General features: G+C 55.7%; 16 protein-coding genes. 4 read left to right on the top strand and 12 right to left on the bottom strand.

The genetic code is table 11. The annotated features are described in order from the left end of the window. Positions 1–96 precede the first annotated feature (96 nt). From LVJ78_RS02625 to LVJ78_RS02590, 8 genes are all read right to left on the bottom strand, one after another. A complete protein-coding gene (locus tag LVJ78_RS02625) occupies positions 97–1,377 on the bottom strand; it encodes an NAD(P)/FAD-dependent oxidoreductase (protein WP_132953376.1) in 1,281 nt (426 codons plus the stop codon). Positions 1,378–1,832: 455 nt separating this feature from the next. Continuing rightward, positions 1,833–3,311, bottom strand: coding sequence for an anion permease (locus LVJ78_RS02620; protein ID WP_132953374.1), 1,479 nt, complete (start codon positions 3,309–3,311; stop codon positions 1,833–1,835). Further along, the gene (gene citX / locus LVJ78_RS02615; RefSeq protein ID WP_132953372.1) at positions 3,298–4,698 is read right to left on the bottom strand and encodes a citrate lyase holo-[acyl-carrier protein] synthase; all 1,401 of its coding nucleotides are present in this window, start codon (positions 4,696–4,698) and stop codon (positions 3,298–3,300) included. Before citX ends, LVJ78_RS02620 begins: the two co-directional genes overlap by 14 nt. A 2-nt stretch (positions 4,699–4,700) precedes the next feature. Continuing rightward, complete coding sequence (citF, locus tag LVJ78_RS02610) at positions 4,701–6,224, bottom strand: citrate lyase subunit alpha (RefSeq protein WP_132953370.1); 1,524 nt, start codon at positions 6,222–6,224, stop codon at positions 4,701–4,703. A 2-nt stretch (positions 6,225–6,226) separates the two neighbouring features. After that, a complete protein-coding gene (locus LVJ78_RS02605) occupies positions 6,227–7,105 on the bottom strand; it encodes an aldolase/citrate lyase family protein (protein WP_132953368.1) in 879 nt (292 codons plus the stop codon). Beyond that, positions 7,102–7,395: a citrate lyase acyl carrier protein gene (gene citD, locus LVJ78_RS02600; protein WP_132953366.1), complete on the bottom strand. Its 294-nt coding sequence runs from the start codon at positions 7,393–7,395 to the stop codon at positions 7,102–7,104. Before citD ends, LVJ78_RS02605 begins: the two co-directional genes overlap by 4 nt. Further along, positions 7,392–8,426, bottom strand: coding sequence for a [citrate (pro-3S)-lyase] ligase (gene citC, locus LVJ78_RS02595; protein WP_132953364.1), 1,035 nt, complete (start codon positions 8,424–8,426; stop codon positions 7,392–7,394). The genes citD and citC overlap by 4 nt, the downstream gene beginning before the upstream one ends. Before the next feature lie 440 nt (positions 8,427–8,866). Beyond that, positions 8,867–10,018 (bottom strand): trans-sulfuration enzyme family protein, encoded by a 1,152-nt coding sequence (locus LVJ78_RS02590; RefSeq protein WP_132953362.1) that lies wholly within the window; start codon positions 10,016–10,018, stop codon positions 8,867–8,869. 210 nt (positions 10,019–10,228) lie between these two features. Between LVJ78_RS02590 and folE2 the strand changes: the two genes are divergently transcribed. Continuing rightward, entirely contained in the window at positions 10,229–11,002 is a 774-nt protein-coding gene (folE2, locus tag LVJ78_RS02585; protein ID WP_132953360.1) for a GTP cyclohydrolase FolE2, read from the top strand. A 573-nt stretch (positions 11,003–11,575) separates the two neighbouring features. Here folE2 and LVJ78_RS02580 read toward each other — a convergent pair. The 3 genes from LVJ78_RS02580 to LVJ78_RS02570 all read right to left on the bottom strand — a co-directional run bounded on the left by LVJ78_RS02580 (position 11,576) and on the right by LVJ78_RS02570 (position 16,693). Next, entirely contained in the window at positions 11,576–12,706 is a 1,131-nt protein-coding gene (locus LVJ78_RS02580) for a beta-ketoacyl-ACP synthase III (protein WP_132953358.1), read from the bottom strand. A gap of 709 nt (positions 12,707–13,415) precedes the next feature. Further along, positions 13,416–14,690, bottom strand: a complete 1,275-nt coding sequence (locus tag LVJ78_RS02575) for an O-acetylhomoserine aminocarboxypropyltransferase/cysteine synthase family protein (protein ID WP_132953356.1) — start codon at positions 14,688–14,690, stop codon at positions 13,416–13,418. A gap of 257 nt (positions 14,691–14,947) precedes the next feature. Next, entirely contained in the window at positions 14,948–16,693 is a 1,746-nt protein-coding gene (locus LVJ78_RS02570) for a potassium/proton antiporter (RefSeq protein ID WP_132953354.1), read from the bottom strand. A 188-nt stretch (positions 16,694–16,881) separates the two neighbouring features. On the opposite strand from LVJ78_RS02570, the gene LVJ78_RS02565 reads away from it, so the two are divergent. The 3 genes from LVJ78_RS02565 to rpoH all read left to right on the top strand — a co-directional run bounded on the left by LVJ78_RS02565 (position 16,882) and on the right by rpoH (position 20,689). After that, positions 16,882–17,760: a DUF808 domain-containing protein gene (locus tag LVJ78_RS02565; RefSeq protein ID WP_132953352.1), complete on the top strand. Its 879-nt coding sequence runs from the start codon at positions 16,882–16,884 to the stop codon at positions 17,758–17,760. A 104-nt stretch (positions 17,761–17,864) separates the two neighbouring features. Continuing rightward, entirely contained in the window at positions 17,865–19,412 is a 1,548-nt protein-coding gene (lnt, locus tag LVJ78_RS02560; RefSeq protein ID WP_132953350.1) for an apolipoprotein N-acyltransferase, read from the top strand. A gap of 416 nt (positions 19,413–19,828) precedes the next feature. Next, on the top strand, positions 19,829–20,689 hold the full coding sequence (rpoH, locus tag LVJ78_RS02555) for an RNA polymerase sigma factor RpoH (RefSeq protein ID WP_165870900.1): 861 nt from the start codon (positions 19,829–19,831) through the stop codon (positions 20,687–20,689). Between the two features lie 366 nt (positions 20,690–21,055). On the opposite strand, the gene serC is transcribed toward rpoH, so the two are convergent. Continuing rightward, a complete protein-coding gene (gene serC / locus LVJ78_RS02550; protein ID WP_132953348.1) occupies positions 21,056–22,162 on the bottom strand; it encodes a phosphoserine transaminase in 1,107 nt (368 codons plus the stop codon). Positions 22,163–22,233 lie beyond the last annotated feature (71 nt).

The raw sequence follows: 22,233 nt of genomic DNA, 5'->3' as shown, positions 1-22,233 counted from the left end.
AATCCGACCTACTGCTCATAGCTGCGCCAGAACGGCGGTTTTAGATTTGCCAAAGGCCGTCTGAACGCTTTCAGACGGCCTGCCGGTTCCGCCGCATCAATGCAGCTTCAAGCGCCCCGACACGCGGTTTTGCGCCATGCGCGCCAGCGCCAGTAAGGCGGTTTTGCGGTAGCCGATGATGGCTTTGTGGTGCATCAGGTGCAGCGACATATACATATATTTGGCAATCAGCCCTTCGATAAAGAAATTGCCGCCCGAGAGGCTGCCCATCAGATTACCCACGCCGTGGTTGTTGCCCAGCGACACCAGCGAGCCGGAATCTTTATAGTGAAAAGTTTGATCAAACGGCCGGCCTTTGCTTTCTGCTAAAAACGCTTTGCACAAATAATCCGCCTGCTGGTGCGCCGCCTGTGCACGGGCGGGCACGAATCTGCCCTCTTCCCACGGGCAAGCCGCGCAATCGCCCAGCGCATATACGCCTTTTGCCGGGGTTTCGAGCCGGTTGTTTACTTCAAACTGATTGATGCGGTTTACTGGCAGGCCGTATTCGCGGTTGCGCTCGGCCGCTTTGATGCCGGCCGCCCACACAATCACATCGGCGGCGATTTCGCCCTGATCTGTTTCTACTTTATCGGGGTGGATCGACAATACTTTGGTGTCGGTCATCACGCGGATGTGCTTTTCCCGCAAAGCGCGGGTGGCCTGCACCGACACCTTTTCGGGCAAGCCGGCCAAAATGCGCGGCGCGGCTTCAATCAGGGTGATGTGGATTTGGAAATGCTGCGCCGAGCCGCTGGTGCTGTGGATTTCGTGATAAGCCTCCATCATTTCGGCGGAAAGCTCCACACCGGTGGCGCCTGCGCCCACAATCGCCACGTTTAATTGTTTGTCGGGCGAATACGCGGCTTTGGCAAACAGGTTGAGCAAATGGCTGTGGAAAGCTTGCGCATCTTGCGCGTTTTCCAACACATAAGCATATTCGCTGCCGGGGGTGCCGAAAAAGTTGGAGCCGCTGCCGATGGCCAACACGCAGCGCTCAAAAGTGATTTCGCGCTCGGGAATAATCTGCACTCCATCGCTCTGATGCACTTCTTTGAGCGTGAGCCGTTTGGCTTCGGGCTGAAATTGAATCAATTCGCCCACCATAAAGCTGAAGCTGTTGGCGCGGCCGAGTATGCTATAGGACAAGCCTTCCTGCTGCGGGTTGAGCGTGCCGGTGGCCACTTCGTGCAGCGTGGGCTTCCAAATGTGGAAGGTTGAGCGGTCGATCAGCAGGATTTTTTCAGGGCCCTCGCGGCGGCCGAGCGCACGCCCGAGCTTGGAAGCCAGCTCCAGCCCGCCTGCGCCGCCGCCCACGATAACGGTGTTGTAATGCATGATGCGCTGCCTTTCGGATGTGTGTTAAAAAATAAATATTGGAAAGCAAGACTCGGTTTTCAATATTTATCTTGTGATTTCATGAATCAATCATTTATAGCGAACTGCATAAAACTGATACAGGCGCATGTAGAAAGCCATACAAACAAAAGCCGTTTAAACCGCGTGCGTGGCTGCGCACACTCTGCACACGATTTGGGATTTGTGTGTTTTGTATCCGTTTTTCTTTGATTTCACTATATCTTAATCGGCTGATTTTAGCGGAAAGCGTTTTCAGATGTAATTAATTTTCATAAATAAGCGAAAGGCCGTCTGAAAGCTTTTCATACCAATCCAAAAAAATAACCTAACTTCGTTGTCTCGCCTTGCCGTACTATCTGTACTGTCTGCGGCTCGCCGCCTTGTTAGCTTACTTTTTTGAATGGGTATCAGACGGCCTTTCGTTTATGACGCTATTAAACCAGCCCCATGCTGTGCAGCAATTCCCACCACAACACGCCCAAAGTGGCATGCACGGCCAGCGAGCCGAAGCCGATTACCGCGCCTGCCGTCCACCATTGTTTGGTGGTGGCATAGCCCGTGCCGAAAATAATCGGTGCAGGGCCCGAGCCATAATGGGTGAGCATGCCGCCATAAGCGTTGGAGAAAAGCAGGCCGAAGGTGAGCAGCACCGGATCGACATGCGTCACCGCGCCTATGGTGGCAAACACGGGCATCATCGCCGCAATATAAGCGCCGCCCGAGGCGAAGCAATAGCGAATCACCACGCTGATGAAAAGAATCAACACCAGCATGCCGTAGCCGCCCTGCAATTGGCCGCCGCCGAGCACATCGGAAAACACGCCCGCCATCCATTTGAAGAAATCGGCTTTGGAGAGCGCAGAAGACAAACCGATAATGCCGCCATACCAAATCAAGGTGTTCCAGCCGCCTTTGTTTTGCAGAATGTGATCCCAATTAATCACACTCACAATAATGCAGCCCACCATCGCCGCCAGCGCCACTGCCGCCGCATCAATGCCGGTAAAATCGCCGGTAATCCAGCCCAAGAGCGCGCAGATGAAAATCGCCAGCAGCCATTTTTCGCTGCGTTTCATCGGCCCCATTTCCTGCAAGCCTTTCACGGCGATTTCTTCCCGATCCACTTTGGTCACTTCCGGCTTATACATCAAATAAAGCACCAGCGGCGTGAGGAAAGTCATCAGCAGGCCGGGCACGGAAGCGGCGAGAAACCACTGCATCCAGCTCACTTCCACATGCAGAATCGGCAGAATCAGGCTGAGCGCCAGCGCATTGGGCGCCATGGCGGTGAGAAAAATATAGCCGGTGTTTTTCACGGTGAAATAAGTGTTGAGCAGCAGAAAAAGGCCGCCGCGCTTGGGGCTTTTTTCCGGGTCGGAGCCGATGGCGCCGGCCACGCTGTTCATAATCGGCATCATAATGCCGCCGCCGCGCGCCGTAACCGAGGGCATGCCCGGAGAAATCAGCAAATCAAGAACGGTGTTGATGTAGCCCAGGCGCAATGTGGTGCTGCCGAAACTGCGTATCATCAGATAAGCAATGCGCCGCCCGAGGCCGGTCACCACAAAAGCGGTGCTCAGCGCAAAAGCGGTAAACACGAGCCAAGTGGTGGTGGAGGCATAGCCGGAGAGCACGTTTTTCATGTCCAGCCCTTGCTCGTTGGGCGTGAACCCCACGGCAATCGCCGAGCCGGTTACCGCCGCGAGCAACACCACCGGCATCGACCAAGGCTTGGCCACCAAGCCGAAAATGGCGGCCACATACCAGCCAAACAAGCGCCAAGCCACCAACGATAAGCCTTCAGGCGGCGGGCAATAAAAAATCAGAATCGGAATGGCGAAAAAAACAATTTGTTTCCAATGCTTTTTCCAGTTGAACGATGGGGCGGCAAGCCCGCTATCAGGTTGGTTCATAAAAAGTTCCTAAAAGGTTGGGGTATTCGGTGAGCCAGATGGTTAAGGCCAATAAATCGGCGCTGCCACCTGTGCTGAGGTTTTTTTCGGTGCATTGCGCATCCAGCGTTTTCAATGCGGCATAAAGCGCTTCAGGCTGCCGGAGCGCGGCCGGGTCGGCCAAGATATGGCGCGCGCGGCCTTGTAGCCAATCGAGCGCTTCGATGCCGCCGCGCTTCACCACATTGGTGTCGCCGTTGTGCGCCAGCAAGGTGAGAAACACATAACGCAAGGCATGCGTGCGATTTGCCGTGGCGGCAAACGCTTGTTGATAGGCCGGCAGAGCAAAATCGGTAAGCGTGGCAAAGCCCGAAAGCGCTTCGCCGCGCGCACCGGGCAGGCCGTGTTGGCGGTAAAAGCGTGCGCCGGCGGTGTTGCCCCGCCCCAATTCCGGCTCAAGGCCGGCACAAATCGCGCGGATGTCGGCCGACAAAGCCGGCCAATCGCCCTGCTCCTGCCGCGCTATGCGCCGCCCCAGCGCCGCCGCCGCAATGCCGAAGGCAAATAAAGCGCCTTTATGGGTGTTGACCTTGCCGGTGGCGGCATACATCGCCTCTTCCGCCGCCAGCCCGATCGGGCGGATGGCGGCCAGCATGGCAGAGCCCGGCGCTTCATGCGCAAAACGGCTGCCGCCAAACGCGCATTCGGCCAAAAAAGGAGCCAGCGCCGCAGCGCTTTGGCGGAACATCGGCAGCGTCATATCGGGGTGCGGCCCTTGGTTATCGGCATCCACCAGCCCGGGCTTGGGCGTGAGCTCGGCTTCGGCAACCAGCGCATCGCGCATGCCCCCGCCCAGCGCGGCCATGTTGAGATAAACGCGATAATGTTGCTGCATGGCCTCGTGCAATTGAGCCATGCTGTGGCGGCGCACACGGGCGCATTCTTTTGCCGGCGCATCGCAGCACAAACAAGCGCGCGGCGGCAGGCCGGATTGCGGGCGCGATAAAGGTTTGCCGCTGCCATCAATCACATCAATATCCCACAAGCGCCCGAGCGGGTGGCTCTGCTCCAGCCCGATAAGCGCTGCTTTCAACGCATCGGCCGCACCGTCTGCCGCCAGTAGCAGGCTTTGGCCGCCGGCATGATTGAGCAGCCGCTCGGCATGAGTAGAAATGTTCAGACGGCCTAATTCGTGTTTCAGACGGCCTTTTCCAATATCAAACACTTCATCCAAAAAAGGGCTGCGCTTCACCGCGCCCGGCGCGAGCACGCTGAAGCTCACCACGCAGTTTGCGCCGGCGGCCAAGAGCGCCTGTTGCGCCGCCTGCCGCGCATCACGCGCCGCCAGCACGTCATCCAAGGCCGCCGCGCCACCGGCCATCACGGGAAAATCGGGCGCTAAATACATGCTCAGCCTTCCGTGTCGGCCGCAATTTGATAAACCGCATCAATCACGCTGCCGTCGCGATAGCGGATCACCGCCACGGGCCGATCGGTGAAGCGGATGGCGTCGGGCCGGCCGGTGAGCATCACCGCGCGTTGATACAAATCTTCGATGCGCACGGTGTCGATGCCGGCTTCATGCAGGCGCTCGGCCAGCTTGGGGCGCTTCGGGTTCACGGCGATGCCGTGGTCGGTCACCAAAATATCGATGTGCTCGCCGGGGGTAACGGTGGTGAGCACATCTTTCACCACGGTGGGAATGCGCCCGCGCACCAAGGGCGCCACGATAATCGCCAGCCGCGCATGGGCGGCGGTGTCGCTGTGGCCGCCTGACGCGCCGCGAATGATGCCGTCTGAACCGGTGATTACGTTCACATTGAATTTGGTGTCGATTTCCAGCGCGCTCAACACCACTACGTCCAGCCGCTCCACCGAAGCGCCTTTGGAGCCGAAGTTGGCATATTGGTTGGCGCTCACTTCGATGTGATTGGGGTTGCGTGCCAGCGAAGCGGCAGCGGCGCTGTCGAAGCTTTGCACATCGATTAATTTGTCGATCAAGCCTTTTTCATGCAGATCCACCATGCTGGCGGTGATGCCGCCCAGCGCAAACGAAGCGCGGATATTTTGGCGGCGCATTTTGTCTTCCAAAAAACGCGCCACCGCCAGCGAAGCGCCGCCCGAGCCGGTTTGCAGCGAAAAGCCGTGGTTGAAATAGCCCGATTTATCAATCACATCAGCGGCACGGCGCGCAATCAGCAATTCGCGCGGATTGGTGGTCATGCGGGTGGAGCCGGCGCCGATTTTGCTTGAGTCACCCACTTCATCCACTTTCACGATAAAGTCTACTTGGTCTTGATGAATGCTCGCGGGGTTGTGCGGATAAGGCTCGATGGCTTCGGTGATCAGCACCACTTGGCGGGCGAATTGCGCATCGGCCTTGGCATAGCCCAGCGAGCCGCAGATATTTTTGCCGAGGCTGCCGCTGGCGTTGCCGAAGGTGTCGCAGCTGGCCACTGCCAAAAACGCCACATCCGGAATCAGCTCGCCACTTTGCATCAGCTGCACGCGGCCGCCATGCGAATGGATTTCCACCGGCTCCTGCATATGCCCTTGTGAAATAAATTCACCCAGCTTGCCGCGCAGGCCGGAGGTGTAGATTTTGCGCACCACACCGTTTTGAATGTGGCCGATTAAGGGATCGTGGCAGCCGGAAAGCGAGCTGGCGGCCACGGTGAGGTTGCGAAAACCCATATCGGCGAGCACATCCATCACCTGATTCAAAATAAAATCACCGCCGCGGTAGGCATGGTGGAAAGAAACCGTCATGCCGTCTGAAAGATTGCAGGCGCGCACGGCCGCTTCGATATCGGGGCACACTTTGCGCGCCAGATATTCGTTAGACAACTGCACTTTTTTCACCACCGGCTCAAAGCTGCGGCGGTTGCTCTGAGCGATGCTTTCGGCAACGCGTTGTTCTCTGCTTTTGCTCATGATTATTCCTCGCGTATGCCGGAAGTTTGCGCACGCTGCACAATTAAGCGCGAGCGCTCGATAATCGGGGTGTCGACCATTTTGCCGTTGAGCGACACCACGCCGAAGCCTGCTTTGGCGGCATCTTCTGCGGCTTTAATCACTTTTTCGGCGTAATCGACTTCTTTTTGCGTGGGGGCAAACAGGTTGTGAATCAGCGCGATTTGCGCCGGATTAATCAGCGATTTGCCATCGAAACCCATCTGTTTGATTAAAGCGGCTTCGCGCAAAAAGCCTTCTTCGTTGCGCGCATCGGAATAAACCGTGTCAAACGCCATCAAGCCGTTGGCCCGCGCGGCGTGCAAAATGGTGGAGCGGGCAAACAGCAATTCGATGCCCTCGGGCGAGCGCTCGGTTTTCATGGCGCGCACATAATCTTCTGCGCCCAGGGCAATGCCGATTAAGCGCTTGGATGCTTGGGCGATTTCGTTGGCCGCCAAAATGCCCTGCGGTGACTCAATCGCCGCCAGCATCAGCGTGCTGCCCACTTCACGGCCGCAATCGCGCTCGATGCGCTCGATTTCGGTTTCCATATCGGTGATGTCTTGTGCGCCATCGGTTTTGGGCAGGCGGATGCCGCTTGCACCGGCACGCACGGCGGCATTTAAATCTGCCAAGCCGTATTCGGAAGTAAGCGGGTTGACGCGCACCAGCGTTTCCATTTCGCGGTAAAGCGGGTGTTGCAAAGCATGTGCCACCAGCATGCGGGCGCTGTCTTTTTCCGACAAAGCCACCGAGTCTTCCAGGTCAAACATAATGGTGTCGGGCTGATAAATAAACGAAGTGCTCACCATGGCGGCATTGGCACCGGGCACAAACAACATAGAGCGGCGCAGCTTCATAGCAAATCCTCCCAGCCGGCTTTTGCACCCGCGCGCAGCAAAGCGGCTTTCACACGCGCCTGCAACACGCAGTCGAGCGCACCTTTGTCTTCGATTTGCAAGGCCACGTCTTCAATATTCAAGCGGTTTAACACGGCCTCGGCGCTGGCTTTGATTTGCGGGGCAAATTGCTGGCCGACGCTGCTGTTGATGCTGATTAGCCGGCCGCCGCCGGGATTGGGGCTGGCGTAAACCATGGCATCACTGGATTCCAGTGTGCCGGCCACGCTCTCTTTCGTGATGGCGCTCATGCGGTCACCTTTTCATATTGGTTGATTAAAAACTGATAAGTGCACTCGGGCACATAATGTTTGATGGCGGCAAAATCGCCTTCGGCCAAAAAGCCGCGCACTTTGGTGGCGGAAATAAAGCCGCCCTGAAACTGCTTGCGGGGAATTTCCACCATTTGGATGGGCGGCGCATCGATTTCGGGTGAATCGAGCCAAACCTGCATTTGTTTGTTGTAATAATTGGTGATTACGCTGTAAGGCTCGCTGCCAGCAAAGCGATGGGTGATGCCCAAAGGCGGCGCGATATAACGGCGGAAAATCGTCAAATCCAATTCCATATGGCATTTGAAAATAATGTCGTCGAGCTTCAGGAAATAGCAGGGAAAAGTGGCGCGCGAAATAATATAAGGCGTGCCCTCGTGAATGGTGAGGCGGGAAAGATGGGCCGTGCCGGCGCGCACCAGCGCGAGCCGGTCGGCATAGGAAAATTGCGAGCGGTCTTCCCCCACCACGAAAACATGCAGCCAATCGCATTGCTGCAAAGCCGTTTCAATCAGATAAAGGTGGCCGAGCGTGAACGGATTGGCGTTGAGCACAATCGAGCCGATACGCTTACCCGGCTTTTTCAGGGCGGAGAGCTGCTGCTGATATTGCTTGAGGCGCACGGGGCTGTTTTCCAGCAACACCACCCGCTCGGGCACCGTGGCAATCGGATAAAAACCGCAGCCGGAAAAAAGCGCCTCGTTTTCGGGCTTGGTATAAATGAAAAGACGGTGATAGCCGCGCTCGGCAGCCAATTGAATCAGTGCGGAAGACAAAGAAAGCGCCATGCCGCAGCCGCGGTATTCTTCATCAATGGCCACGCATTTGATTACACCCGGCGCCACGCCGCCGCAGGCGATAATCGCGCCATCGGCATTGCGCGCTGCCAGAAATACTTCGATAAAATCATCGATATTGAGCTCGTTGCGGTGCAAAAAAGCCACGATTTCCGCCACGCCGGCCGCATCATCGGCATAAATTCTTTCAAATTCATGCTGCTCAGAATCCATAGCCTGCCTCTATAATGCATGTTATTAAATTACAGTTGGCATAAATTATAGGCCGCCACCAAGGTGGCGGCCACTATGGAAAAGCGCTTTTTTCTTAAAAAGATATTAAAGTTTGATACAAAACAACCCTGCTGCACGGCAGCGTGTGAAACGTGTAACAAAAATACCAAATTAGGCCTGCCTGTGCAGGCGCAACGGGCTTAAATTTTGCAAAGGCCGTCTGAAAGGTTTTCAGACGGCCTTGTAGTTTATTTCTTGTAGTTTATTTATAGTGAAATGCATAAAAAAGTGATACGGCGGGTAGCTTGGTTGCAAACCCAACCAATCCACAAGCCGTCTGAAACCTTGGGTTTATCAACCCAATCTACGCTGTTGCTGAAAGTGCAAAAGGCCGTCTGAAAGGTTTTCAGACGGCCTTTTAGTTATTTATTTGAATGGTTTCAGACAGCCTCCAGCGCCGCGGCGATGTCCGCCCAAATATCTTCAATATCTTCAATGCCCACAGAAAAGCGCAGCAAGCCTTCGCGAATGCCCAAGCCGGCTTTCACATCGGCCGACATGCCGCTGTGCGATTGCGAAAAGCTGTGGTTCACGAGGCTTTCCACGCCGCCCAAGCTGGCAGCCATTTTCACGAGCTTCATGTTTCTAATCACGCTGTTTGCGGCCGCTTTGCTGTTGTTTTTCAAATACACCGACACCACGCCGCCGAAGCCGCGCATCTGCTTTTGCGCCAGCGCATGATGCTCGTGGCTCGCCAAGCCGGGGTAAAACACTTTTTCCACCGCCGGATGTGCTTCCAAGCGGCGCGCCAGCTCGAGCGCGTTTTCCTGATGCTGTTTCATGCGCACGGCCAAGGTTTTGATGCCGCGCAACACCAAAGCGCAATCCATCGGCCCCGCCACGCCGCCGGTGTTCACCATCATGCTGCGCAGCAGGCTTGCCGGTTTTTCTTCTTTCACCACCACAATGCCCATCAACACATCGGAATGGCCGCACAAATATTTGGTGGCCGAATGAAACACAATATCGCAGCCCATATCGAGCGGATTTTGCAGATAAGGCGTGGCAAAGGTGTTGTCTATGCCCACCAGCGCGCCGGCGGCTTTAGCTTTGGCGGCCAGCGCTTCGATATCCACCAGCCGCAACAGCGGGTTGGACGGCGTTTCCAGCCACAGCATTTTCACTTTTTGCGCCGCCAGAACGGCATCGAGATGGCGCGGCTCGGTGAGGTCGGTAAACACCACGTTAACGCCCCACGCGGTATACACCTCAGTGAGCAAATCATAAGCGCCGCCATAAATATCGGCCACGGCCACGATGGTGTCGCCCGGGCGCAGAAATGTGCGCCACACCGCATCGATGCCCGCCATGCCGCTGGCAAAAGCAAAGCCTGCCGCGCCATGCTCGAGCGCGGCCATGGTGTCTTCCAGCACTTTGCGGGTGGGGTTGGCAACACGCGAATAGCGATAGGGAATCTGCTCGCCGATTTCGTGCATGGCAAACATGCTGTTTTGATAAATCGGCGGCATGATGGCGCGGTTGTGTTCATCGCAATCATAGCTGCTGTGTATGGCTTCGGTGGCGAATTTCATGGCGGGCTGCCTGTAGGAAAAAGACAATCCATTCTACCACTATCTGAAAAATTGAAACAATCAATGCCCCGGGAATAGAGCAAGTGATATAATCTCGCATTTGGCTTGCATTAGAAAGCCGCACACACACATTCAGACGGCCTCTTGTTTTTCTGGCCGCCGCACACACATAAGGGCTTCGCCCGCTTTACTTGAAGGATACTTCAGCGCATGAACGCCATTGCAGACGTGCAGTCCAGCCCCGATTTACGCAATATGCCGATTAACCAGGTCGGCATCAAAGATTTGCGCTTCCCCATCGCGATTACGAGCGCCGAGGGCACGCAGCACACCGTCGGCCGCTTATCAATGACGGTGTTTTTGCCTGCCGACCAAAAAGGCACCCATATGTCGCGCTTTGTGGCGCTGATGGAGCGGCAAAGCGAGCCATTGAGCTTCGGCCGCTTAAAAACGCTCACCGAAGAAATGGTGCAGCTGCTCGATTCGCATTCGGGCAAAATCAGCGTGTCGTTTCCCTTTTTCCGCCAAAAATCCGCGCCCGTGTCGGGCATCAAATCGCTGCTCGATTATGATGTCACGCTCACCGGCGAAATCAAAGAAGGCGCCTACAGCTGCACCCTCAAAGTGCTCACCCCGGTAACCAGCCTGTGCCCCTGCTCGAAAGAAATCTCGCAATACGGCGCCCACAACCAGCGCTCGCACGTCACCGTTACCCTCACCTGCTGCGATGAAGTGGGCATCGAAGAAATCATCGACTGCGTGGAAAAACAGGCCAGCTGCCAGCTCTACGGCTTGCTCAAACGCCCCGACGAAAAATTCGTCACCGAGCAGGCTTATGAAAACCCGAAATTCGTGGAAGACATGGTGCGCGATGTGGCCGTGGCGCTGCGCGGCGATGCACGCATCCGCGCTTTTGTGGTGGAGAGTGAAAATTTCGAATCCATCCACAACCACTCGGCTTATGCCTATATTGCTTATCCTTAAGCAAGATGATGGGAAAAACAAAGGCCGTCTGAAAGCTTTTCAGACGGCCTTTGTTAGTGGAATGCAAGAGTGAAGTTATACCAATTCAAAAAAATAACCTTACAAAATAAAAGCAGTTCGGCAGCATCATCTGCGTAGGTCGGATTCTTGAATCCGACGTTTGGCCAACGGCCAAAGCGATGTGCATGCCTTGTTCTGAGAACAAGTGTCGGATTCGAGAATCCGACCTACAGGCTGCCCGTTTGTATATTATTTTTTTGAATTGGTATTATGCAGAACTACGCACTATTAATGAGTAGGTTGGGTTGTCAAACCCAACGTTTCAGACGGCCTGTGGGCTTATACCAATTCAAAAAAGTAAGCTAACAAGGCGGCGAGCCGCAGACAGTACAGATAGTACGGCAAGGCGAGACAACGAAGTTAGGTTATTTTTTTGGATTGGTATTATTGAGCTTTCAATCCAACAACCCGCTGCTGCACATCCTAACCTGCCAAACGTTTAAAGTTTGATTATCCGAATATTGAAAAAGGCCGTCTGAAACTTTTTTCAGACGGCCTTTGTTTTGCTGTTTATCAACGCTTCTGCAAAATCACCGAGCCGATGGAATAACCTGCGCCGAAGCTCGACAACACGCCGAATTGGCCGGCGGCCATGTCTCTATGATGCAGATGAAATGCAATCACCGAGCCGGCGGAGCTGGTGTTGGCATATTGGTCGAGAATAATCGGCGCTTCTTCCGCGCCGGCATCGCGGCCGAGCACGCGGCGGCTGATTAATTCGTTCATGGTGCGGTTGGCCTGGTGCAGCCAGAAGCGTGCCACGTTTTGCGCGCTGATGCCTTGCGCAAGCAGGTGCGCCACAATGTGTTCGCCCACGGCCGGGCACACTTCTTTAAACACTTTTCGCCCCTGCTGCACGAATAATTTATCACCCGACATTGGATCGCCGTCGATTTCGCAGCGGTTGAGAAAGCCGAAATTGTTGCGGATATTGTTGGAAAACTGCGTCCACAATTTGGTGCTCACAATCTCAAAACCCTGCCCCGGCGCGGCCAAATCATCGCGCACCACCACCATGGCGGTGGCCGCGTCGCCGAAAATAAAGTGGCTGTCGCGGTCGCGGAAATTCATGTGCGCCGAGCAGATTTCGGCGTTCACAATCAACACGCGCGCGGCCGAGCCGCTTTTCACCGCATCGGCGGCGGTTTGCAGCGCGAAAGTGGCCGATGAGCAGGCCACGTTCATATCGAAAGCAAAGCCGCCGCAGCCCAATGCAGTTTGAATTTCCACCGCCACAGCCGGATAAGCGCGCTGCATATTGGAATTGGCCACCAGCACCATATCGATGTCGGCCGCGGCCACGCCGGCCGCAGCCAGCGCCTGTTTCGCCGCGGCTACGCCGATTTCGGCCTGCAATGATAATTCTTCGTTGCTGCGGCGGGGAAATTGCGGCCGCATGATGTCGGGGTTGAGAATGCCGGCTTTATCAAGCACAAAACGGCTTTTGATGCCCGAGGCTTTTTCGATAAATTCGCTGCTCGATTCGGCCAGCGCTTCGATGCTGCCCGAGGCGATTTCGGCAGCATGTTCGGCGTTAAACGCGGCAACGTAGCGGTTGAAAGTGCCCACCAGCTCGTCGTTGCTGATGGCGTACGGCGGGGTAAAAAGGCCGCTGCCGCTCAATACGGCTTTATGTTGTGTCATGTCGATTCCTTTGTGACCATAGCGTGACAATTTTGTGGCTGCATCATAACACGGCGGCTTGATTTTCGAGGCTGTCTGAAAAGAGCAGATATTCTAAATGCCGTCTGAATGCTTTCAGACGGCCTGAAAATCTTTGTAATACCAATTCAAAAAAGTAAGCTAACAAGGCGGCGAGCCGCAGACAGTACACACGTACGGCAAGGCGAGACAACGAAGTTAGGTCATTTTTTTGGATTGGTATAAGATTCAATTGGCCGCGCCTGCGCAGGCAAGCGCCCGGCCTGAAGCGCAGCTTTAGTGGCCGGATAGGTAGTCGCCATCAAAATGAGAATAATCAAATATTTGATTTTATAGAAAATTTATTATTTTCAGAAATAGGCGAGACAAGCAAAGCGCTGCTTTGCACTGGGCACCCGCCTGCGCGGGTGCGACAGATATAGTTGAATGCAAGCAAAAGTGACACAACGGGTAGGTTGGGTTGAAAACCCAACAAGCCCACAGGCCGTCTGAAACGTTGGGTTTATCAACCCAACCTACCTCGTTATAGCGCATAGTTTTGTATCACTTTTTCTTGCATTCCACTATATTTGGTTTTGCAAAAGTCTCCTACTGCTTTCAGACGGCGTTTTGCATTCAGCTTGAACACACATCACAAAATTAAACAGGCCGTCTGAACATCAAAACTTCAGACGGCCTGCACACAGCTGGTTTAGGCAGCGGCGGCCAAGGCTTGGGTTAAGTCGGCGAGCAAATCGTCGATGTGTTCGATGCCCACGCTCAGGCGCACCATGTCGGTGCGCACGCCCGCGGCGGCCAGCTCGGCTTCATTGAGCTGGCGGTGGGTGGTGGTGGCCGGGTGGCAGGCCAGTGATTTGGCGTCGCCGATATTCACCAGCCGCAAGAATAATTGCAGCGCGTCGATAAATTTGGCACCGGCTTCGCGCCCACCTTTGATGCCGAAGCTGAGCAAGCCGGAAGCTTGGCCGCCGTAATCGCGCTCAATCAGCGCCCGATAAGGGCTGTCGGGCAAGGCGGGATAGTTTACCCACGCCACTTGCGGGTGGTTTTGCAGAAATTCGGCCACTTTGAGCGCGTTTTCGCAATGGCGCTGCATCCTCAACGACAAGGTTTCCAAGCCCTGCAATATTAAAAACGCATTCATCGGCGAGAGCGCGGCGCCGGTGTTGCGCAGCGGCACCACGCGGGCGCGGGCGATGTAGGCGGCGGGGCCGAAATGGGCGCAATAGTTCACGCCGTGATAGGAAGGGTCGGGCTGGTTGAAAATTTTATCGAAACGCGCACTGAGCGCCCATTCAAACCGGCCGGCGTCGATAATCGCGCCGCCGATGCTGGTGCCGTGGCCGCCGATGTATTTGGTGAGCGATTGCACCACAATGTCGGCGCCATGCTCAATCGGGCGGAACAAAGCCGGCGAGGGCACGGTGTTGTCCACCATCAGCGGCAGGCCTTGTGCGTGGGCGGTTTGGGCAAAGGCGCGCATGTCCACCACATTAATCGCCGGATTGCCGATGGATTCGCAATACACCAGCCGCGTGCGTTCGTCGGCCACTTCGGCGATTTGTTCGGGGCGCTCGGGGTCGATAAAGCGCACTTCTATGCCTTGGCGCGGCAGGTTGTGGGCGAAGAAATTATAGGTGCCGCCATAGAGCGTTTTGGTGGCGATGATGTTGTCGCCCGCTTCCACCAAGGTTTGTACGGCATAGGTAATCGCCGCCATGCCGCTGGCGGTGCACAAAGCGGCAATGCCACCTTCGAGCGCGGCCACACGCGCTTCGAGCACGGCTGTGGTGGGGTTCATGATGCGGGTGTAGATGTTGCCGGCCACATCGAGATTGAACAAATCGGCGCCGTGGCGGGTGTCGTCGAAGGTGTAAGAGGTGGTTTGGTAAATCGGCACCGCCGCCGCTTTGGTGGTGGGGTCGGATGTGTAGCCTGCGTGCAGGGCGAGGGTTTCGGGCTTCATGGTTTCTCCTTTGTTTGAATGGGATAGCTTATTTTTCAGACGGCCTCAGGGTTTGGTTCACCATTCATCCGTGCGTAAGATTTTATGTTTGCAAGGTGCAAAACGCAGCAGGCGCGCTTTTGAACCAACATTGCCGCGTGATGAAAGGCGGGCAGCCCCTTGCATCAAATCCAAACCACTTTATCTGAAAAACATCAAACATAAAAGGCCGTCTGAAAACCTTTCAGACGGCCTGTTGCCAAATTTCACCCCAATATTCAAAAAGCCAAGCCCTTGCCTGCCGGGCACTTCAAACCCAGCCATTTCATGCCGCCCTCGCCGTCGGTTTCTTTCAAGGTCAGCACAAAATCGCCGATGGCCACGCGGTCGCCCTCCACCGGCACGCCTTCAAAGCGCTTTTTAAACAGGCTGCGCAACGTGAGCCGGCGCTCTTCTTCGCTCAACACCAGCCCGTAGGCATCGGCCAAATCGCCGGCCAGGCTCGCCGGATTCACCACAAATTCGCCGAAGAAGCTTTGGTTCAGGCTCAGCGAATGGCCGGTTTCGGCAAAACGCTTGGCCAAGGTGTCCACCTGCTCTTCCGGCACGATATACCAAGCAATATCGCCCGCCTGCAAACGCGTGTCGAGCGAAAGCAGCTGGCGCTCATGATTGCGTATCAGCGCAAAGCAGCGGGTGGCGAGCAAATCCAAATCTTGCGCCACTTCATCGGGGTGCATACCCTCCACATCGGAATCGGCCACCACTTCATAAGCCAAAAGCGGCACCGATGTGCTCTCAGAAAGCCAGATTTCGCGGCTGTCGGCCGGCTCGGGCTTGGGCGGCACAGTCACCCTGAGCCAGCGCGCCACCACCGGAATGGTTGCACCTTGAATCAGCAGCGACAAAATCACCACCGCAAAAGCCACATCAAACAATAAGCGCGCATTGGGCACACCCATCATTAAAGGCATCATGGCCAGCGTGATCGGCACCGCGCCGCGCAAACCCACCCAGCTGATATAGGCCAGCTCGCGGCGGCTGTAGCCGAATTTCCAAATGCTGCTCCACACTGCCAGCGGCCGGGCCACCAGCATCAGAAAAGCCGCAATCAACAGCGCATCCAGGCCGTGCTCGAGCAGGCGCGTGGGCGTTACCAGCAAGCCCAGCACCACAAACATGCTCGCTTGCGCCAACCAGGCCAGCCCGTCCATCACCCGCAACACATGCTCGGTGGCGTGGCTGCGGCGGTTGCCCACCAAGATGCCGGCCAGATAAACCGCCAAAAAGCCGCTGCCGCCGATTAAATTAGTAAAGGCAAACACCAGCAAGCCGCCCGACACAATCAAAAGCGCATACAAACCCTCGGCCAAATGCAGCCGGCGCACCATGCGCGCCAACACGCGCCCGCCGACATAGCCCATCGCCATGCCGAAGCCCATTTGCTGCACCAGCATCAGCAAAAATGCGCCCACGCCGGCTTTTTCCGGCTGCATGGTGAGCGCAATCAGCGCCGTGACCAAGAAAATCGCCATCGGGTCATTCGCGCCCGACTCAATCTCAAGCGTGGCCTGCACCCGCTGATTCAGGCGCACGCCGCTGTTGCGTAACAGGCTGAACACCGCACCCGCATCGGTGGAGCCGACAATGGCCGCCATCAAAATACCGAAGCGCCAATCCAGCCCCATATAAAAAGTGGCAAATGCGCCCAAAAGCGCCACAGTGGCAATCACGCCCCAACTGGCCAGCACCGCCGCCGGCTTGAGCGCGATGCGGAAGCTCTCCATGCTGGTGCGCAAACCGCCGTCGAGCAGAATGACCGCCAAAGCGAGCTGGCCGATTAAAGTGGCGGTGACAAAGCTGTCAAACTGAATGCCGCCTATGCCCTCTTCGCCCGCCAGCATACCCACGCCCAAAAACATCAGCAACAGCGGCAGCCCCAGCCGCGCCGATAAGGTGGTGGAAATCACGCTGAGAAACAGCAGCAAGCCGGTTAATAAAAATAAACTGTTAATGCCATCCATATGTGTGTGTTTTCTGCGAATGCGTGGTTGGTGCGAGTCGGGCAAAAATACCACAAATGTTGCAACAATACAACAGTTTATTGCCGTTTTTTGCCGCCGCTTCAGACGGCCTTTGCGTATGCACCGCGCCTTGCCCCTGCGTTCGAGCTATAATACGCCGTTATTTTTGCTTCAAGATCGGCTTGATTATGGCTTTCGCCTCTTTATTTACCCTGCTGGACGACATCACCGCCGTGCTCGACGATGTGGCCGTGATGACTAAAATGGCCGCCAAGAAAACCGCCGGCGTGGTGGGCGACGATTTGGCGCTCAACGCCAATCAAGTCACCGGTGTGCGCGCCGACCGCGAGCTGCCGATTGTGTGGGCGGTGGCCAAAGGCTCTTTGGTCAACAAGCTGATTTTAGTGCCGCTGGCGCTGTTGCTCTCGGTGTTTATGCCCTCGCTGATTGTGCCGCTTTTGATGATAGGCGGCGCTTTTCTCTGCTTCGAGGGCGTGGAAAAGCTGTTGCACAAATTTCTCAACCGCCAAGTAGCCGCCCACGAGCCGCACGCCGCCACCGATGAAATTGTGGACGAAAAAACCAAAATCAAAGGCGCCATCCGCACCGATTTTATCTTGTCGGCCGAAATCATCATCATCGCGCTGGGCGTGGTCAGCGCCTACAGCATCCTCACCAAATCGCTGGTGATGAGCGCCATCGGCTTGGGCATGACGGTGTTGGTTTACGGCTTGGTGGCCGGCATTGTGAAAATGGACGACATCGGCTTTTGGCTGATGAGCAAGCCCAATGCCGCCGCCCGCACGCTCGGCCGCGGCATCATCGCCTTTATGCCGTGGTTTATGCGCGGCCTGAGTGTGATCGGCACCTTGGCCATGTTTCTCGTCGGCGGCGGCATCATCGCCCACAATGCCGGCTGGATACACGAATTTCTGCACGCCCACCATTGGGACAGCGGCTTAGCCGGCCAAGTGGCCAATCTGATTATCGGCGTGATTACCGGCGCTTTGGTGTGTGCCGTGGTGCTGCCGCTGATGAAGCTTTTGCGCAAAAAAGCCGCACACTAATCAGGTATAATCAAGGCCGTCTGAAAGCTTCGCCGCCATGCAGCCAAGCTTTCAGACGGCCTTTTTCTGCCACCGTAAACCGCCACGAGCCTATTGAATCCCCTATGAGCCTCTTGCACAAACTCGACACCTATTGGCAAAAGCCGCTTCTCTACTGGCCGCTGCTGCTGCTTCTCGCCGCCGCCACGCCGCTCACCTTCGCCCCTTATTACCATTTCTGGCTGATGCCGCTCTTGTTTGCCGCGCTGATCAGGCTTTGGGAATTGCGCCCGCGCCGTGCCGTGGCGGCGGCCTATTTATTCGGGCTGACGGCCTACACCGCCCAATTTTACTGGATACACACCGCTCTGCATGATGTGTCCGGCCTGCCCAATCTTTATGCCGTGCCGCTCACCTTTTTGCTGCCGGCCTTTCTCGCCCTTTACCCCGCCGCCTGCATTTGGCTGTGGGAAAAATTCACCCTGCCGCGCTGGCTGCATATCGGCGTGGCGCTACCGCTTTTGTGGACATTAACCGAATTCGCCCGCGAGCGCCTGCTCACCGGCTTCGGCTGGGGCGCACTCGGCTATTCGCAAATCGCCGATGGCAGCCCGCTGGCCGGCTTCGCCCCCATCGGCGGCATTCATTTGGTTACGCTCGCTGCCGCCTGCCTCGGCGCTTGGCTGGTTTTACTGGTAAACAGCCCCGGCCACACCAAAATCCGCCTCGGTGCCGCCGCCGCCATTGCCGCGCTGTTGCTGGGCGGCCACTTCGCCCGCCAAACCGAATTCACCCATCCCGACGGCAGCAGCGCCACCGTGGCGCTGGCGCAAGGCAATATTGCGCAAACGCTGAAATGGACCGAAGCGCAAGTGGCGCCTACCATTCAGCGCTATTACGATCAAGTGGCACACACCCATGCCGACATTGTGATTCTGCCCGAAACCGCCATTCCGGTGATGCGGCAAAGCCTGCCCGAAGGCGTGATCAACCAATTTGCCGACCAAGCCGCGCGCAACGGCAGCGCCTTGGCGCTGGGCATCGCCCAATACACCGCCGATGGCGCCGGCTATGAAAACGCCGTGATCAACCTGGCCGGCTACAATCCCGACCAAGCCGCCGCCCCTTATTACGCCAAAAACCACTTAGTGCCTTTTGGCGAATACAAGCCCCTGCCCATGCTCACCGAGCCGCTCTACAGCCTCATGAATATGCCGCTGGCCGATTTCAAACGCGGTGGCGCAGCGCAAACGCCTTTTCAGATGGCCAATCAAAAAGTAGCCTTCAATATCTGCTATGAAGACGGCTTCGGCGACGAATTAATCGCCTCCGCCCGCCAAGCCAGCCTCTTGGCCAACGCCAGCAATATGGCTTGGTATGGCCGCTCCAACGCCATGTTCCAGCATTTGCAGCAATCGCAGGCACGCGCGCTGGAGCTCGGCCGCTATATGGTGCGCGCCACCAACACCGGCGCCACCGCCATCATCAACCCGCAAGGCCGCATCGTGGCCGAAGCCACGCCCGACACCACCATGGTGCTCGAAGGCCGCATCCAAGGCTATGCCGGCGAAACCCCTTATATGAAGCTCGGCAGCTCATGGCCCCTGGTGCTCATTATGGCCTTGGCCGCCGCCGCGCTTTACTTCGTCGGCAAACGCCGCCCGCCTCGATAAACCCATTCATACCAATCCAAAAAAATAACCTTACTGCGTTGTCTCGCCTTGCCGTACTATCTGTACTGTCTTCGGCTCGTCGCCTTGTAAGCTTACTTTTTTGGATTGGTATCAGACGGCCTATTGCCCAAGCAGACAACAGGCCGTCTGAAATAAAAGCGCCACACAAATTCTTTATACTCAATCTTGCCAAAATCACAATACCCGAGTAAAATACTCAAATATTAAAAATAAATCAATTTAAAAAATATACACAATTTAACCTATCACCTCTTGAATCCCTACACTGCATTCCTGTCTAATCAAACCTATACTGCCGTCTGTCTCATACTGGTTCTCCGATGCCGACGGTGCTAGAATACCAAGTCGGATACACAATATCCGCCATCTACACGAAGGAAAGCCGAATAATGTCTATGAATAACGCATTAGCATTACCCGTTCCCAGCGGCCACGGCAGCTTGGAACAATACATTCATACCGTAAACAGCATTCCCATGCTCACGCCGGAAGAAGAAACTTCGCTGGCCGAGCGCCAACAAAACGGCGATCTCGAAGCCGCCAAAAGGCTGATTCTTTCCCACTTGCGCGTGGTGGTGTCGATTGCCCGCGGTTATGACGGCTACGGCCTCAACCAAGCCGACCTGATCCAAGAAGGCAACATCGGCCTGATGAAAGCCGTGAAGCGCTTCGAGCCCACCCGCGGCGCGCGCCTGTTTTCATTTGCCGTGCATTGGATCAAAGCCGAAATCCACGAATTCATCCTGCGCAACTGGCGTTTGGTGCGCGTGGCCACCACTAAGCCGCAGCGCAAGCTCTTTTTCAACCTGCGCAGCATGCGCAAAAGCCTTTCCGCCTTGTCGCCGAAAGAAGCGCAGGCGATTGCCGACGATTTGGGCGTGAAACTTTCCGAAGTGCTGGAAATGGAGCAGCGCATGACCGGCCGCGACATCGGCATCATGGCCGACAACAATGATGACGAAGACAGCTTCGCCCCCATCGACTGGCTGGCCGACAACCACACCGAGCCCACCCAGCAAATCGCCCAAAAAGCGCATTACGCCCTGCAAACCGAAGGCCTGCAAAACGCCTTGGCCAAGCTTGATGAGCGCAGCCGCCGCATCGTGGAAACCCGCTGGCTGCAAGACGATGGCGGCCTCACCCTGCACGAATTGGCCGCAGAATACGGCGTATCGGCCGAGCGCATCCGCCAGATCGAAGTCAAAGCCATGCAAAAGCTGCGCGGTTTTCTGGCAGAAGAAGCCGAAGCCATTTGAGTTTACGGTTTAAAATAAACAAGCAGGCCGTCTGAACGATTCAGACGGCCTCTCATTTTACGTTTACGATTAAAAAACAAAATGACACAACATTGACAGTTAAACAAAGGCCGAGACCTTCGCGAAACAGATATCTGTCGCACCCGCGCAGGCGGGCGCCCGGTGCAAAGCAGCGCTTCGCTTATCTCATACCAAATCTAAAAAAATAATATACAAGCAGGCAGCCTGTAGGTCGGATTCTCGAATCCGACACTTGTTCTGTCTTCGGCTCGCCGCCTTGTTATCTTATTTTTTCGAATTGGTGTTACAAAGGCTTAGGCCGTCTGAAAAGCCGGATCAGCTTTCAGACGGCCTCATTGCAACAGCTCAACCGTAGCGGCGCTGGAATTCCTGCATAAAGTCAATCAGCGCTTCCACGCCTTGCAAGGTCATGGCATTGTAGATGCTGGCGCGCATGCCGCCCATCGACTGATAGCCGCGCAAAAGCTGCAAGCCGCGCGTGGTGGATTCTTGGGCAAATAATTCGTCCAGCTCTTTGCTGCCGGTGTGGAAAATCACATTCATTTTCGAACGCGCGCCCGGGTGAACACGATTAATATAAAAGCCGCCGCTGTTGTCAATCGCTTCATATAAGGTTTTGGCTTTCAAGGTATTGATGGTTTCCATTTGCGCCACGCCGCCTTGCGATTGCAGCCAGCGGAACACCAGCCCCGAAATGTAAATCGGATAAGTGGCCGGCGTGTTATACATGCCTTGTTTGTTGATGTGCGATTTATAATTCCACACATCGGGCACATGATCCGAGCAGCGCTCAAGCAAATCTTCGCGGATAATCACAATGGTGGCGCCCGAGGGGCCGATATTTTTCTGCGCGCCGGCATAAATCATGCCGAAATCGCTCACATTGATTTTGCGCGACAAAATCTCGCTCGACATATCGCACACCAGCGGCGGCATATCGTCGCCCAAGCGGGGCACTTCGCGATATTGCAGACCATGCACGGTTTCGTTGATCACAAAATGCACAAAAGCCGAATCTTTATCGATATCCCACGAGCTCACCGGCGGCAGGTTAGTGTAGTTGAATTGCTCGCCGCCGTGCGCCGCCAAATGAATTTCCACATCCGACAATTTGCCCATCTGGCTGTGGGCGATGCGGCTCCAGTTGCCGGTTACCACCGAATCCACGCGCTTGAAGCCATTAGCCAGATTCATCACCGCCATATTGAATTGCGCACTCGCGCCGCCTTGCAGAAACAGCACTTTATAGTTATCGGGAATATCCATCAGCTGGCGCAAATCCTGCTCGGCATGATAGAGAATGCTCATAAACACATCAGAGCGATGGCTCATGGTCATCACCGAAAAGCCGGTGCCGTTGTAATCAAACATCTCGCTTTGCGCCGTGCGCAACACCGAATCGGGCAAAATAGCGGGGCCTGCGGAAAAATTGTAAATCGGGGTTTGGGTCATAATCAAAAGCGCTTTCAAAAATAATAAAACCGGATCAGCCTGGCTACACAGGCCGCACCGGCTCAACAAAC

Source organism: Uruburuella suis (genome assembly GCF_022870845.1).
Classification (GTDB): Bacteria; Pseudomonadota; Gammaproteobacteria; order Burkholderiales; family Neisseriaceae; genus Neisseria; species Neisseria suis.
Note: the sequence above shows the minus strand (reverse complement) of the source record. Positions and strands in the feature narration are given on the sequence as shown.